Raw genomic sequence first — 13,489 nt, 5'->3', positions numbered from 1 at the left:
GCCGAAGGACGTGGTCAGGCGAGAGGGCGAACCGACACCGTCGCCGCATCGCACAGCAGGGCCGCGCAGAATGCGTCAGCTTGGCGCGACTACGCATAATCCTGCCGCGCCGCCTGTCACGCCGTGAAGCAGGCCCACATGCAGCCGGGCGATGGCGGCCAAGCGCTGCCGGATGCCGCAGCCATCATCCGCGCCATCGAATTCGATCCTCCCGATGCCCGGGATGCGATGCTGCACCACCAGCAGGGCTCCATCGACCGGCTGGCCGCGCTGGTCGGCGAGGTCGCGTCGCTGCTGCGGCTGCCGCTATGGATGCTTGGCCCGTTGTCGTGTTCCTGCCTGGCGTTGTTGGGGTGGCTGTGCCAGCGGCGCGGCCTTTACCGCCGCAGGCGCCGCTTGCGGCGGCAGGTTCGGCGAATCAGCCGGACAGGCTTACCCGGGTCAGGCGTCTGCGCGGCGCGGCAGCCCCGCGCAGACCGCCGCCGCCAGCAGCATGGCCGCCACCCACCAGGCCTGCCACGCGCCGAAGGACAGCATCGCCGTCACCGCCGCCGAGGCCAGCGCCCCACTCGCCGCGGCGGGTGACGGCGCGCGCGCCGCCGCCACGCCCAGGAACCAGGCGAGCAGTGCTGCGATCGCCGCGCCAATGCCACCCAACTCCAGCCAAAGCTGCAGCGCCCCATTATGCGGATGCAGCGGCAGCACATGCACATGCGGTTCGGCGAACCACTGGCGCAGAGCCGGGTCGGTCACACGCATGCGGTCGAGCGCGGCGGCGGAAGGCTGCTCGTGTCCGCCCGGGATCTCGCGGCTGGCTTCCATGCCCCAGCCGACCAGCGGCCGTTCGGCGATGCGTGCCGCCGCGAAATCCCAGATCAGCATCCGATGCACCGCCGAACCCGGCAGGCGCTCCACCGGCAAGGCTGGGATGACGGCCACCAGCAGCGGCATCGCCAGAATCAACAGCGCGAGGCCCGCGCCGATCAGCCGCGGCACCGCGCGTGGCGCAACGGCTGCGGCCCCGGCCGCCAACAGCCCGAGCACGGCGGCGATCTTCGCCGTGTCGCCCGGCAGCACGGCCAGCATCACGACACCGCATACCAGGAAGGTGACACGCGACAGCATCGGCAGGGGGAGCGCCACCGCCAGCGGCAGCAGCAGCGCCATCACCGACCCGGCCGGCTTCAGCCCGAAGGCGAGCGTCGCCGGCACCTCGTGCAGGCCGCGCACGCCAGCGCGGATGGCGTTGCCGGTCATGGCGTCGACCCCGCCAGCCCCCAGCCCCACCACCAGCCCGAATGCCAGCAGCAGCACTATCCACCAGCGTGTGGAGGCATCGCTACCCTCCAGCGCCCGCGCGGCACCGCCCGCCAGCAACACCATGCCGACGAGGGACACGCCGGTGGTCAGCGCGCGTCCCGGTTCGATCGCCCAGGCCGCGCTGAACGCGCCCCACAGCCCGAGGGCGAGGCCCATCGCGACCGCCGCGCCGCTCGGCCAGGGCAGTGTTTGGTGCTGGCGCCAGAAGGCGATGACGGTGAGTGCCATCGTCACCAGCGCGATCGGCGCCATCGTCTTGGATTGCAGCACGACGGCCAGCGGCGCCAGCAACAGAGCGATAGCGACGGGGAGGGCAGGGGAGGTGATCTTCACGCGCGGGGGTCCGGGGTGGGCGTGCTGGGGAAGTGTCGCGGGCGGGCGTCGTCCGTGCGGGCGACGCGGAGAGGGCTTTGCCCCCCTCCGGACCACCCCCACCAAAGGCCAAAGGGCCTCTGGACACCTCGACTTGGCGTCCGGCGCGGCAGGTTGCCGCAACAAACGAACGTCTTGTCGGGCAAGGGAACGAGTCCTGGCACCGAGAACCCGCCCGCATGCCAAGCACCAAGTATCGGTTTCCAAAGGCCCTTAGGCCTTTGGTGGGGTGGCTTGGAGGGGCAAAGCCCCTCCAACCTTTTCTCAAACCGCCGCGATGCTCTCGCGCCGCAGGTCGACGGCCAGCGCGTCCAGCGCCTTGCCGACGCGGTCCAGCATCTCGGTCACCTCATCCTTGGTGATCACCAGCGGCGGCGAGAAGCCCATGCTGTCGTTGATCATGGCGCGCAGGATCACGCCATGTTCCTCGCCCAGCTTGCACAGCCGCGCGCCGGCCTTCTTCGCCGGGTCGATCGGCTTGCGCGCCGCCTTGTCGGAGGTGAGTTCGATCGCGCCGATCAGGCCGACGCCGCGCACTTCGCCCACCAGCGGATGGTCGGTGAAGCGACGGCGCAGTTCCGCCTGCATATGCGCGCCGACCTCGGCGACATGCGCGACGATGCTGGTCTCGTCGTAGATCTTCAGCGTCTCGATCGCGACGGCCGCGGCGACCGGATGGCCCGAATAGGTGAAGCCATGGCCCCAGGTGCCGACCGCGGACGAGCCCTCGGCGATGCCTTGGAACACGGTCTCGTTCACCATCACCGCCGAGATCGGCAGGTAGGAGGACGACAGCGCCTTCGCGCAGACCAGGATGTCCGGCTGGATGTTGAAGGTCTGGCAGCCCCAGTAGCTGCCGGTGCGCCCGAAGCCGCAGATCACCTCATCGGCGACGAAGAGCATGTCGTACTTCTTCAGCACGGCCTGGATCTTCTCGAAATACGTCGCCGGCGGCACGATCACGCCACCCGCGCCCATCACCGGCTCGGCCCAGAACGCCGCGCATTCCTCGGCGCCGCCTTCCTCGATGATCCTGGCTTCCAGCTCATCGGCGAGGCGCGTCGCGAAGGCTTCCTCGCTCTCACCCGGCTTCGCCTCATGGTAATGATGCGGCGTACCGACATGGATGAAGCGACCACCGGCGATCGGCGCGTCGAACAGCTTGTGGTTGGCCGGCAGGCCGGTCAGGGACGCGGCGGCCAGCGTGATGCCATGATACGCCTTCAGCCGCGCGAAGACCTTCTTCTTCTTCGGGCGGCCCAGCGCGTTGTTCATGTACCAGATCATCTTCAGCGCCGAGTCATTCGCCTCGGAGCCGGAATTGCCGAAGAACACCTTGCTCATCGGCGACGGCGCGCGCTCGATCAGCATCTCCGCCAGGTCGATCATCGGCTCATGCGACTTGGCCGTGAACGAATGATAGAAGGGCAGCTTGCGCATCTGGTTGGTCGCGGCCTGCACCAGGCGCTCATTGTCGAAGCCGAGGCTGGCGCACCACAGCCCCGCCAACGCCTCGATGTATTCCTTGCCCTGCTCGTCGTAGATCTTCACGCCCTTGCCGCGCGTGATCACCAGCGGACCGGTCTGCTGGAACGCCTTGGCGTCGGTGTAGGGGTGCAGCACATTCGCGATGTCGCGAGCGGCGTTGGAATTGCGCGGCGGTGTCATGTCTGTCTGAGCCTTCCTCGGCGAACGAGGCGCGCACCTTAGGCCTGTCCGCCGCGCCACCCAAGGGGCCGGTGTTGCCGCGCGGCCATGCCCGCGCCACCTTTTGGCGCGAAGGAGCCTCCCATGACCGAACTGAAGCCGCATGCCGCCCATTGGGGCACCTATGACGCCGTGGTGCGGGACGGCCGCGTCGTCGGCGTGCGGCCCTTCGAACGCGACCCCTTCCCCGGCAGCCTGATCGAGAGCGTGCCGGATATCGTCCACGCCGCCTGCCGCGTGGATCGCCCCTATATCCGCAAGGGTTGGCTGGAAGGCCGGCGAAAGGGCGCGTTGCGCGGCGGCGATCCCTTCATTCCCGTCTCCTGGGACCGCGCCGTGCGCCTGGTGGCGGAGGAAACCCGCCGCGTCCGCACCGAACATGGTCCGACCAGCATTTTCGGCGGCTCCTATGGCTGGTCCTCCGCCGGGCGCTTCCACCACGCGCGTTCGCAGCTGCAGCGATTCCTTGGCCTCGGCGGCGGCTATACCGGGCAGGTCAACGCCTATTCCTACGCCGCGGCGCAGGCGTTGCTGCCGCATATCCTCGGCACCAATGAAGTGCTGCTCGGCCGTACCACCGATTGGGCGGCGATCACCCGCCACGCGAAAGTGATGCTCTGCCTCGGCGGCCTGCCGCTGCGCAACGGCCTCGTCACCTCCGGCGCCGCCGGCCGGCATTCCAACGAGATCAACCTGCGCGAAGCCGCCGCGGCCGGGCTGCGCTTCATCCAGGTCTCGCCCAACCGCGCCGATGTGCCCGATTGGTGCAACGCCGAATGGATCCCGATCCGCCCGGGCACCGACACCGCGCTGCTGCTGGCGATGGCACACACCATCGTAACCGCCGGGCGCGAGGACCGCGACTACCTCGCCACTCGCTGCGTCGGCTGGGACCGGCTGCGCGCCTATGTCACTGGCGAAGCGGACGGCATCGCGAAGACGCCGGAATGGGCCGAACCGATCACCACCGTCCCCGCCGCGACGACCCACCGCATCGCGATGGAACTCGCCGACCTGCCAGCGATGCTGACCGCCACCTGGTCCCTGCAACGTGCCGACTACGGTGAACAGCCCTATTGGATGCTGGCTGCCCTGGCTGCCATGCTCGGCAAGATCGGCAAGCCGGGCGAGGGCGTCGCCTATGGCTATGGCAGCGTCAACGGCATGGGCGAGCCGCGCCAGGAAGTGCCCTCCTTCTCCATGCCCGCGACGCGCAACCCGACTGGCGCCTTCATCCCGGTCGCGCGCATCACCGACATGCTGGAGAATCCCGGTGGGACCTACGACTTCAACGGCCGCGCGCAGACCTACCCCGACACGCGCATCATCTGGTGGGCCGGTGGCAATCCGTTCCATCACCACCAGGACCTCAACCGCATGCTGCGCGGCTGGGCGCAGGCCGAGACGATCATCGTCCAGGAACAACATTGGACCGCGGCGGCACGCCACGCCGACATCATCCTGCCGGCGACCACCACATTGGAACGCAACGACATCGCGAGCAGCGGCCGCGACCGCTTCGTGCGCGCCATGCACCAGGCCATCGCACCGGTCGGCCAGGCCCGCAACGACCACGACATCCTCGCCGACATTGCCGAGGAACTTGGCTTTCGCGACCGCTTCACCGAACAGCGCAACGAGGATGCCTGGCTGCGCCACCTCTTCGAACAATGGCGCCAGAACTGTGCCCGCCTCGGCTTTGACACGCCCGATTTCGACGCCTTCTGGGCCAAGGGCTGGTGGGAAGCGGAACCGCCGAAGCGCGGCGAGGAATACACGCAATTCGCCGAGTTCCGCACCGACCCCGAGGAACACCCGCTCGACACCGCGACCGGCAAGATCGAGCTGTTCAGCGAGACCATCGCCTCCTTCGACTACGACGACGCACCCGGCCATCCGGTGTGGATCGCGCCGCGCGAATGGCTCGGCGCCGAACAGGCGAAGCGCTTCCCGCTGCACCTGCTCTCCTTCCAGCCGGCGACGCGCCTGCACGGCCAGCTCGACCCCGGCCGCGTCGCCGCCGCCGACAAGATCCAGGGCCGCGAACCCATCACGCTGAACCCCGAGGACGCCGCCGAACGGAGCCTCGCCCCCGGCGACATCGTGCGCGTCTTCAACGACCGCGGCGCCTGCCTCGGCGGCCTGCGCACCGACCCCGGCCTGATGCGCGGCGTGGCGATGATGGCCACCGGCGCCTGGTTCGACCCGCTGGAACCCGGCGTCCCCGGCAGCCTCTGCGTCCACGGCAACCCGAACGTCCTGACGCCCGATATCGGCACCTCGCGCCTGGGGCAGGGGCCCTCCGCGCAATCCTGCCTGGTACAGGTCGAGCCATGGACCGAGGACCTGCCGCCGGTGCGCGCCCACATCCCTCCGCTCATCGAGGAGCCCGCCGCATGATCCGCCGTCGCGCCTTGTTCGCCGCGCCGCTGCTGCTGGCCACCCCTGCCTTGCGCGCGCAGTCGCTGATCATGCGCCAGGACGACTTCCTCGCCCCGGGCATCCGGCGCGGTGCGCTGATCCGCTGGGGCGATCGCGTGGCCTTCGACGCACCCGCCTGGACCCCGGCGCAGCCCACCGTCGAGGCCGCCGCGGCCCAGTTCGGCTGGGACGCCCGCATCATCGCCCTGCTGCCGGCCGTCACCGCCGAGGATCGCGTCCCGCGTGCCGTGCTGGCGGTCGCGCACCCCGGCGTCGATGCCGCCATGGCCTTCCCCGATGGCCGCGACCGGCCTGACGTCGCCGGGGAGATGCAGGGCGTCAGCCTGCTCAACCTCGCCCGTCGTGGCGCCGAGTGGATCGTCGTCGATGGCGGCTTCCAGAACCGCCGGCTGACCGCTCGGACCTTGTGCCGGCTCGGCGCCGAGGGCGGCCCGGCCGTCGGCATCATCGGTGTCACCGGCGGCTGCGCGACGCCCTGGGGCAGCGTGCTGCTCGCCGAGGGCGGGGCTGCCGCCTGGGCCGGCCGGCTGCCCGGCATCAATCCCCGCGCCATGGGCATGCTGACGGAACTCGACCCGGCCGACCCGGCCTCGGTGCCGGTGAAGCATGCCGCGCCGGGCCGCTTCGGCGCGGTGGATGCCGCTGCCGGCCTCGCTGCCGATGGCCGCGCCGTGGTCTGGATGGTCGATGGCCGGCCCGGCGGCTTCCTCTATCGCTTCGTGTCGGATGAGACGGCCGGGCCGCGCGCCCTCGATGCCGGCCGCTTGGCCGCGGCGCGATTCGAGGGGGGGTCGCTGCGCTGGCTGCCGCTGCAGGAAGGCGACCCGTTCGCCGCCGCCCGCAACGCCGGCGCCACCCCGCTCGACCAGGCCCGCGCCGTCGCCTTCGACGCGCAGCAGAAGCGGCTTTGCCTCGCCACGCGCGGCGGGCCGGGGCAGGTGCTCGACATTCGCGCCGCCGCTGGTGACCTAGCCGCCGAGACCGGCATCGCCGAGGTCATCCTCAATGGCCGCGAGGCCCCGCTCCAGCCCACCCGTCGTGGCGAGGCCGTCGCCGCCGTGCCGGCTTGGCCCTGGGCACCGGCCTCGCTGGGCTTCGACGGCGACGGCGCCGTGCTGCTCGGCACCGATCGCGGCGACCGGCCCGGCGCCCTGCCCGAAGCCTTCTACCGTGTGCCGGTCGTCGGCGCCGATCGCGGCCAACCAAGCCTGCTGCTGGCGACGCCGGTCGGCGCGGCGGCGTCCGGCGTGGCGGTAGCGGCGGATGGCACGATCATCGCGGCGGTTGCGCATCCCGGTGCGGCGCCGGGCGCGACCTGGGCGACACCGGCGACGCGCTGGCCCGGCCTGCGGGCCGACGAGCCACCGCGCAGTACGGTGGTGACGCTGGCGCGATAGGGCGTGACCGGAGGGGCGCCGCCCCTTCGAACTGCCCCGCCAAAGGCCCGGAGCAGATCGCACATGAGCAGCTTCACGCGCGCTTGAAGCTGCTCGATCAAGCCGAAAGATGCAGCGATTGGCTTGAGAGCAGCCGAACGCACACCGCTCCAACGGCCCCTGAACACCTCGATCTGGCGCCGGGCCGCATCGCGTGCATTGGGCGGGGCGGCAGCGACGGCGTCAGGCCTGCCCGCGGCCAGCGGATCGCGTGATAGAGGGCCTTGCCACACGCAGGGCCGGAAAAAGCCCCGGCTGCACATGGCCGCATCGAGATCGTGCCGACGCGCCCGATGTGTGGAGTGCGGACGCACGCCATGACCAGGCGCCCGCCGGGGCTTGGCCTCGACCCGTGCGACCTGCATCACCGTCAGCCGGCGGAACCGAGAGCCGGAACGACAAAAGGGGGCCACGCGGCCCCCTTCGTCAACGCGAACTGGTCGCGCCGGTCAGTCGGTAACGCTCGCCGGCGCGGCGGCCGGGGTGCGTGCGCGACGGCGCGAACTGGTGGACGCCGAGGCGTGCTGCGTGCCGCGATTGCGCCGCGACGCGGTGGCCGAACCGCGACTGCGGCGCTGGCTGCTCGCGCTGTTGCGGCGCGAATGGCGCGTGGAGGAAGCACGCGGCGCCTCGCTGGCGGCGGCCGCCTCGGTGCCGGTCGTGCGCGGGCGGCTGCGCGCCGCGTCCGCGGTGCTGAGCGTGCCAAGGGCAAGAACCAACCCGGCGGCAAGGAGGAAGGCGCGGAACATGACGGTGGATCCTTTTCGGCCGATGAGACCTGACAAGACAGTCGGTACGGTCGGGGGGGATCCGTCACCTCGTGCGACGATCCTACGCCTGCTCTCCTTTCGTAAGTATATCTTCTAAATGACTGATCTGACACCTTTCGGGCAGGCACGGCGGGTGGTGCCGTCGGGCACCACCCGCTTGCCCGGCAGGGCGCATCGCGCGGCCGGTCAGGACCGCAGGGCGATGCGCGCCATCCGCGCCGCCTGCAACGCCTTGCCGGCTTGGCCCGCCGCCAGTTCGCTCGCCGCGGTGCGCAGATGGGCGGCGAGCCATTCGACATGGTTGGGCGGCTTGCTGCCGCGCATGCCATCGAGCGCCAGTCGCGTACCGACGATGCCAAGCGCCGTGCCGGCGGCCTGGCTGCGGCCTTCGCGCAGGTCTTCCTCGACCTCGGCGAGCAGGTGGTCGAGCACAGCGAGCGTGCCGGTCAGCGTCTCGGGAAGCGCGTTGTCGGGGTCGGTCAACGCGCTGTCGCTGGCCGGGATGCGCCGCTCGGCGGCGGGCAGGCTGATATGCGAGAGCAGATCCAGCATCGATTTCGCAAGAGGGGTGTTCGGCATAGTCCTGCTCTCCCTGGCAGAAGCGGTTTCGGCGGTTCGTACCGGCCATGTCGGGCAGCGTGCCGGGGCTGGCAAGATGGTGCCTTGATCCGGAGCAACCCGAGCTGGCCAAGCGCAAGCCCGGCCTCGGTATTATCGCCTGCGAAGCCCGTCGGCGACCAGTGTGCAGCCGGCGACCGTCGCCATGATGGCCAGCCCGGGCCAGACCGCCGCCCAAGGCGCGCTGAACACCAGCTCCTGCGCATTCGCGAGCATGTTCCCCCAGGACGGCGCCGGCGGGCTGATGCCGAGCCCCAGGAAGGACAGCGTCGATTCGGCAAGGATCGCCCCGCCCACCGCCAGCGCGGTGGCGACCGCGACCGGCGAGAGCAGCGCCGGCAGGACATGGCGGCGCAGGATGCGCGCTTCGCTGGCCCCGAGCGCGCGGGCGGCGCGGATATGGTCGCGCGACAGGGTCGCCAGCGTCGCCGCGCGCGCCAGCCGCGCCACCCCCACCCAGCCGAAGATGGCCAGGATGACGACGATGCGCAGCACATCCCCGGCCGCCTGGCCGCGCGCCGGCAGACCGATGCGCGACGGGTCGGCGGCGGCAAGCAGCACCAGCAGCGGCAGGGCGGGCAAGGCGAGCATGAAATCCGCCAGCCGCATGATCAGCGCATCGGCGACGCCACCCCGCCAGGCCGCGAACACGCCCGCTGCCGTGCCGATGACCGCCGCCGCCAGCGCCGCGGCCAGCCCCACCGCGAGCGACACCCGCGCGCCATAGAGCAACCGCAGCAGGATATCCCGCCCCAGGTCGTCGGTACCGAGCGGATGCGCCGCCGAGGCCGGTTCGAACCGCGCGAAGAGATCCGGCGCGAAGGGATCGAGCCCCAGCGCCTCGGCGACGAGCGGCGCGCCCAGCGCGGCGAGCGCCAGCGTACCCAGCAGCACGAGGCCGAGATGCAGCCGCGTCATCGCTCGCGCAGCCTCGGGTCAAGGGCGCGTTGCGCGAGGTCCGCCCCCAGCGTCGCGAGCATCGTCACCAGCGCCACCAGCAGCAGCGCAATCAGGGCGAGGTTGGTGTCGTTGCCCATCACCGCGTCGTACAGCAGCTTGCCCATGCCGGGGCGGGCGAAGACGGTCTCCGTCACCAACGCGCCGCCGGCCAGCGCGCCGGCATCGAGGGCGGCGATCTGCAGCACGGGCAGTGCGGCGTTGGGGAAGGCGTGGCGCAACAGCACACGGGATTCGGGCGCGCCGCGCGCCCGGGCGGTGCGAATCCAAGGTTCGGTCAGCGTCGCTTCGAGGCTCGCGGCCGAATGCCGGGCATAGGCCGCGAGGTGCGCCGCGGCGAGCGTGGCGACCGGCAGCACCAGGTAGGACAGGCCGAGCCCGTGATCCGCCGTCCCGCCCGCCGGCAGCCAGCCCAGCGTGACCGCGAAGGCGATGATCAGCAGGATGCCGAGCCAGAAGGTCGGCATGGCCTGCCCCATGACTGCGATGGCATCGACAAGCGGGGCGCTGCGCGGCCGCGACGCCGCGAGTGCGCCAAGACCGACGCCGGCGACCAGCGCGATGGCCAGCGCCGTGCCGGCGAGGGCGAGAGTGGACAGCAGCGCGGGCAGCAGCAGGGCGGCGACCGGTTGGGCGAACAGCCGCGAATAGCCGAATCCGCCCTGCAACAGGCCGGACGCCCAGGCGAGGTAGCGCGTGGTGAAGGGCTGGTCGAGACCGTGCAGGGCGCGCAGGCGGGCGGCGTCGATGGCGGTCAGGCGCGGGTCGCCGGCGATGGCGACCTCGATCGGGTCGCCGGGCATCAGGGCGATGAGGGCGAAGGCGCAGAAGGAGAGGATGGCGAGCGTCAGGGCGATTTGGGCCAGGCGGGTGGCGAGGATGCGCGTCATGGGGCGCCGAAGGTTGGAGGGGCGCCGCCCCTCCAAGCCACCCCGCCAAAGGATGGGGTCCTTTGGAATGCCATCCCTTGGCACCATGCGCCGTGGTCCGCCCGCGGCGATCGTGTCATCGCATCGTGCCCGGCACGCCAGTGCAACGGCCAAAAATAGAAGGGGGTCCGGGGGAATTCACTTTCCCCCGGCCTTACGCCGCCCGATGACACACCGCCTCCACGCGATTGCCATCCGGATCGACCAGGAACGCCGCGTAGTAATGCGCATGATACTGCGCCCGCACCCCTGGTGCTCCATCATCGCCCCCGCCATGCGCGAGACCCGCCGCATGGAACGCGTCCACCGCCGCGCGGTCGGGCGCGCGGAAGCACCAGTGGCGTCGATCCGCGTGGATCGGCCCGTCCGAGGCGCGGATGCTGATGTAGGAATGGCCGTCATCGTCGGGGCGGTTCCGCACCCCGTACCCGAGCGCGACATTCGACCGGTTCACGCAGGGCACGCGCAGCGCCGCCATCACCGCATCGTAGAAGCGCGCCGCGCGCGCCAGATCGCTTACGGTAATGGAGACATGGTCCAGCATCAGCGCACCCGCCATTCCTCCGCCCACAGCGTCGACACGTTCAGATGCCCCGTCGGCCGCACGCCCTCGAGCCACTGCGGCCAGACATGTGCATCCGAGCGGAACCAGAGCGGGATGGCCGGCAGGTCCTCCGCATAGATCGCCTGCAACCGCCGCCACATCTCGCGCCGCCGAGCGACGTCGAGCTGTTCGGGGATGGTCTGGGTCAGCACGTCCATCTCGGCGTTGCGATATCCGCCGAAATTCTGGCCGGACCAGTTGGTGGCCTCGCGCGGGATTTCGTCCGAGTTCAGCGCGGAACGGGGGACGGATTCCGGCGCCGAGATCCAGGCAAAGAGGGCAAGCCCCTGGAAGCGCCGGTGCGACAGCGTCTCGGCGAAGAAGACGCGCGGCGGCTCGTTGCGGATGCGCGCCTCGATGCCGGCGGCGCGCCACATGCCTTGCAACACCTGCTGCACCGCCTCGCGCCCGCGATTCCCGGCGGTGGTCATGAATTCGAGGGACAGGCGTTCGCCTGCGGCGTTGCGGCGGATGCCGTCGGGGCCGGGCGTCCAGCCGGCCTCATCGAGCAGCGCACGGGCGCGGGCGAGGTCGAAGGGCCATTGCCGCACATCGGCGTCATGCATCGGGTCGAGCGGATTGACGCCGGTGTTGGCGATGGGCTGACGGCCGGCAAACAGGCGCTCGGTGATGGTCCGGCGGTCGGTGGCGAGCAGTAGCGCCTGGCGCAGGCGCCGGTCCGACAGCGGCGGCTGGTCGAGCCGGACATCGAGATGCTCGTAGATCAGCCCTGGCTGGAAGAGAAATCGGAAGCGGTTGCCGGTGCGGCGTTCGAGCGCGATGGCCTGTTCGATCGGCAGGCCAAGCTCGCCCGCGATCATGTCCACCTGGCCGGCGAGAAGCTGCGCTTCGAGTGCCGGCGTGTTCTCGACGGTGCGGATGGTGATGCGGCGGAAGGCGGGCGCCTCGCCGTTCCAGGCCGGATTGCGGTCGAGCGTGACTGAGGCGCCGGGACGCACATCGGTGATGCGCCAGGGGCCGTTCCATAGGCCGGGGTTGGTGGTCTCGGTGTCGTAGGCGGTGCGCGTGCGGTAGGTCCGCGGGTCGGCTTGCCAGCGTTCGCGCTCGATATGCGCGGGCAGTGGCTGGAAATCGCCCATCGAGGCGTATTCGAAGGTGACACGGTCGAAGCGCAGCGTGACGGTGCGCGGGTCGACGACGATGAGTTCATAGGCGCTGCGATAGAATTCGGCCGGGCCAAAACCGGTGGCGGCGTCGCGCCCGGCTTCCCAGGCGAAGCGGAGGTCGTCGGACGAAACTGGCGTGCCGTCGCCCCAGCGTAGCCCCTCGCGCAGGCGATAGGTGACGCGGATGCCGGCTTTGCCGTCAGGCGTGGTCTCGCGTTCGGCGAGGCCGTTCTCGATCGAGGGCAGCGTCTCGCAGGTCAGGCAGGCGAGGCGCCAGTCGGCACCATAGGCGGTCAGCGGACGACGCGCGAAGCCCAGCACGTAGGACTTCGCCGCCATGTTCTCGATATTGGGGTGGAAGGTGGAGGGGTATTGGGTGATGCCGATGGTCAGCGTGTCGCGCGGCTGGGCGGCGGCGGGCGCCGCCACGGCCAGCAGCAGCGCGCCGACGCGCAGCCTCACTCCACCGCGTCCTTCAACTTCGCCTCATCCACGCTCCCCACCCCGCCATGCGCCTTCGACCAGCTCACCGGGTCTTCGAGGAACTTGCGCACTTCCTTGAGCGCGGCCTCGGAGAAATACGGCCGCTCCCGGCACACCTCCAGCACGTCCCACCAGGTGCACAGGTGATGCAGGTTCAGCCCCATCTCCTTCATTTTCTCGAAGGAGCCGGGGAAGACGCCGTAGAAGAACACCACGAAGGTGTGCTCGCAGATCGCACCGGCATCGCGCAGCGCATTGGCGAAGCGGATCTTCGACCCACCATCGGTGGTGAGGTCCTCGACCAGCAGCGTCCGCTGGCCGACCGGCACCTCGCCCTCGATCTGCGCATTGCGGCCGAAGCCCTTCGGCTTTTTCCGCACATAGGCCATCGGCGCCATCATCCGGTCGGCGATCCAGGCGCCGAAGGGGATGCCGGCGGTCTCGCCGCCCACCACCACATCGATCGATTCGTAGCCGATATGCCGGCCGATCTTCTCGACACCCAATTCCATGATGCGGTTGCGCGCACGGGGGAAGGAGATGATCTTGCGGCAATCGATGTACACCGGGCTCTTCCAGCCGCTGGTGAAGGTATAGGGCTCCTCGGGCCGGAAGTTGACGGCCTTGATCTCAAGCAGGATGCGCGCGGTGGTCAGGGCGGCGTCGCGGTCCCAGTCGGAGGCGTGCAGCGCGGTCATGGCGGTTCGTCCTGGTGGTGGTCCTT

Annotated in this window: 12 protein-coding genes; 2 read left to right on the top strand and 10 right to left on the bottom strand. The window is 70.4% G+C overall.

Annotated features, from left to right (window positions below):
• Positions 1-75: 75 nt before the first annotated feature.
• The 3 genes from IEY36_RS30730 to IEY36_RS20455 all read right to left on the bottom strand — a co-directional run bounded on the left by IEY36_RS30730 (position 76) and on the right by IEY36_RS20455 (position 3,360).
• Positions 76-240 carry a hypothetical protein gene (locus IEY36_RS30730; protein WP_229681454.1) on the bottom strand — a complete coding sequence of 55 codons (165 nt, stop codon included), beginning with the start codon at positions 238-240 and terminating at the stop codon, positions 76-78.
• Positions 241-441: 201 nt separating this feature from the next.
• Positions 442-1,653 (bottom strand): O-antigen ligase family protein, encoded by a 1,212-nt coding sequence (locus IEY36_RS20460; RefSeq protein WP_188970212.1) that lies wholly within the window; start codon positions 1,651-1,653, stop codon positions 442-444.
• Positions 1,654-1,956: 303 nt separating this feature from the next.
• The gene (locus IEY36_RS20455; protein ID WP_188970210.1) at positions 1,957-3,360 is read right to left on the bottom strand and encodes an aspartate aminotransferase family protein; all 1,404 of its coding nucleotides are present in this window, start codon (positions 3,358-3,360) and stop codon (positions 1,957-1,959) included.
• 123 nt (positions 3,361-3,483) lie between these two features.
• On the opposite strand from IEY36_RS20455, the gene IEY36_RS20450 reads away from it, so the two are divergent.
• Complete coding sequence (locus tag IEY36_RS20450) at positions 3,484-5,799, top strand: molybdopterin-dependent oxidoreductase (RefSeq protein ID WP_188970208.1); 2,316 nt, start codon at positions 3,484-3,486, stop codon at positions 5,797-5,799.
• Positions 5,796-7,238 (top strand): alkaline phosphatase PhoX, encoded by a 1,443-nt coding sequence (locus IEY36_RS20445; protein WP_188970206.1) that lies wholly within the window; start codon positions 5,796-5,798, stop codon positions 7,236-7,238. Before IEY36_RS20450 ends, IEY36_RS20445 begins: the two co-directional genes overlap by 4 nt.
• 488 nt (positions 7,239-7,726) lie before the next feature.
• Here the strand turns inward: IEY36_RS20445 and IEY36_RS20440 are convergent, their stop codons facing one another.
• From IEY36_RS20440 to IEY36_RS20410, 7 genes are all read right to left on the bottom strand, one after another.
• Positions 7,727-8,026, bottom strand: coding sequence for a hypothetical protein (locus IEY36_RS20440; RefSeq protein WP_188970204.1), 300 nt, complete (start codon positions 8,024-8,026; stop codon positions 7,727-7,729).
• 207 nt (positions 8,027-8,233) lie between these two features.
• Positions 8,234-8,626, bottom strand: coding sequence for a hypothetical protein (locus tag IEY36_RS20435; RefSeq protein ID WP_188970202.1), 393 nt, complete (start codon positions 8,624-8,626; stop codon positions 8,234-8,236).
• 132 nt (positions 8,627-8,758) lie between these two features.
• Positions 8,759-9,583 carry an ABC transporter permease gene (locus tag IEY36_RS20430; protein ID WP_188970200.1) on the bottom strand — a complete coding sequence of 275 codons (825 nt, stop codon included), beginning with the start codon at positions 9,581-9,583 and terminating at the stop codon, positions 8,759-8,761.
• Positions 9,580-10,512, bottom strand: coding sequence for an ABC transporter permease (locus IEY36_RS20425; RefSeq protein ID WP_188970198.1), 933 nt, complete (start codon positions 10,510-10,512; stop codon positions 9,580-9,582). The genes IEY36_RS20430 and IEY36_RS20425 overlap by 4 nt, the downstream gene beginning before the upstream one ends.
• Before the next feature lie 193 nt (positions 10,513-10,705).
• Entirely contained in the window at positions 10,706-11,095 is a 390-nt protein-coding gene (locus IEY36_RS20420; protein ID WP_188970358.1) for a VOC family protein, read from the bottom strand.
• Entirely contained in the window at positions 11,095-12,744 is a 1,650-nt protein-coding gene (locus tag IEY36_RS20415) for a peptide ABC transporter substrate-binding protein (RefSeq protein WP_229681453.1), read from the bottom strand. The genes IEY36_RS20420 and IEY36_RS20415 overlap by 1 nt, the downstream gene beginning before the upstream one ends.
• The gene (locus IEY36_RS20410; RefSeq protein WP_188970196.1) at positions 12,741-13,463 is read right to left on the bottom strand and encodes an orotate phosphoribosyltransferase; all 723 of its coding nucleotides are present in this window, start codon (positions 13,461-13,463) and stop codon (positions 12,741-12,743) included. The genes IEY36_RS20415 and IEY36_RS20410 overlap by 4 nt, the downstream gene beginning before the upstream one ends.
• Positions 13,464-13,489: the final 26 nt, after the last annotated feature.

The sequence above is a fragment of the Neoroseomonas lacus genome (genome assembly GCF_014644535.1).
Taxonomy (GTDB): domain Bacteria; phylum Pseudomonadota; class Alphaproteobacteria; order Acetobacterales; family Acetobacteraceae; genus Neoroseomonas; species Neoroseomonas lacus.
The sequence above is the reverse complement of the archived record's forward strand: the minus strand, read 5'-3'. Positions and strand labels throughout refer to the sequence as shown.

Coding starts and splice junctions, on each gene's coding strand:
- IEY36_RS20440 (WP_188970204.1), bottom strand. CDS start 8,026: ATGTTCCGCGCCTTCCTCCTTGCCGCCGGGTTGGTTCTTGCCCTTGGC.
- IEY36_RS20445 (WP_188970206.1), top strand. CDS start 5,796: ATGATCCGCCGTCGCGCCTTGTTCGCCGCGCCGCTGCTGCTGGCCACC.
- IEY36_RS20410 (WP_188970196.1), bottom strand. CDS start 13,463: ATGACCGCGCTGCACGCCTCCGACTGGGACCGCGACGCCGCCCTGACC.
- IEY36_RS20455 (WP_188970210.1), bottom strand. CDS start 3,360: ATGACACCGCCGCGCAATTCCAACGCCGCTCGCGACATCGCGAATGTG.
- IEY36_RS20435 (WP_188970202.1), bottom strand. CDS start 8,626: ATGCCGAACACCCCTCTTGCGAAATCGATGCTGGATCTGCTCTCGCAT.
- IEY36_RS20420 (WP_188970358.1), bottom strand. CDS start 11,095: ATGCTGGACCATGTCTCCATTACCGTAAGCGATCTGGCGCGCGCGGCG.
- IEY36_RS20430 (WP_188970200.1), bottom strand. CDS start 9,583: ATGACGCGGCTGCATCTCGGCCTCGTGCTGCTGGGTACGCTGGCGCTC.
- IEY36_RS20450 (WP_188970208.1), top strand. CDS start 3,484: ATGACCGAACTGAAGCCGCATGCCGCCCATTGGGGCACCTATGACGCC.
- IEY36_RS20425 (WP_188970198.1), bottom strand. CDS start 10,512: ATGACGCGCATCCTCGCCACCCGCCTGGCCCAAATCGCCCTGACGCTC.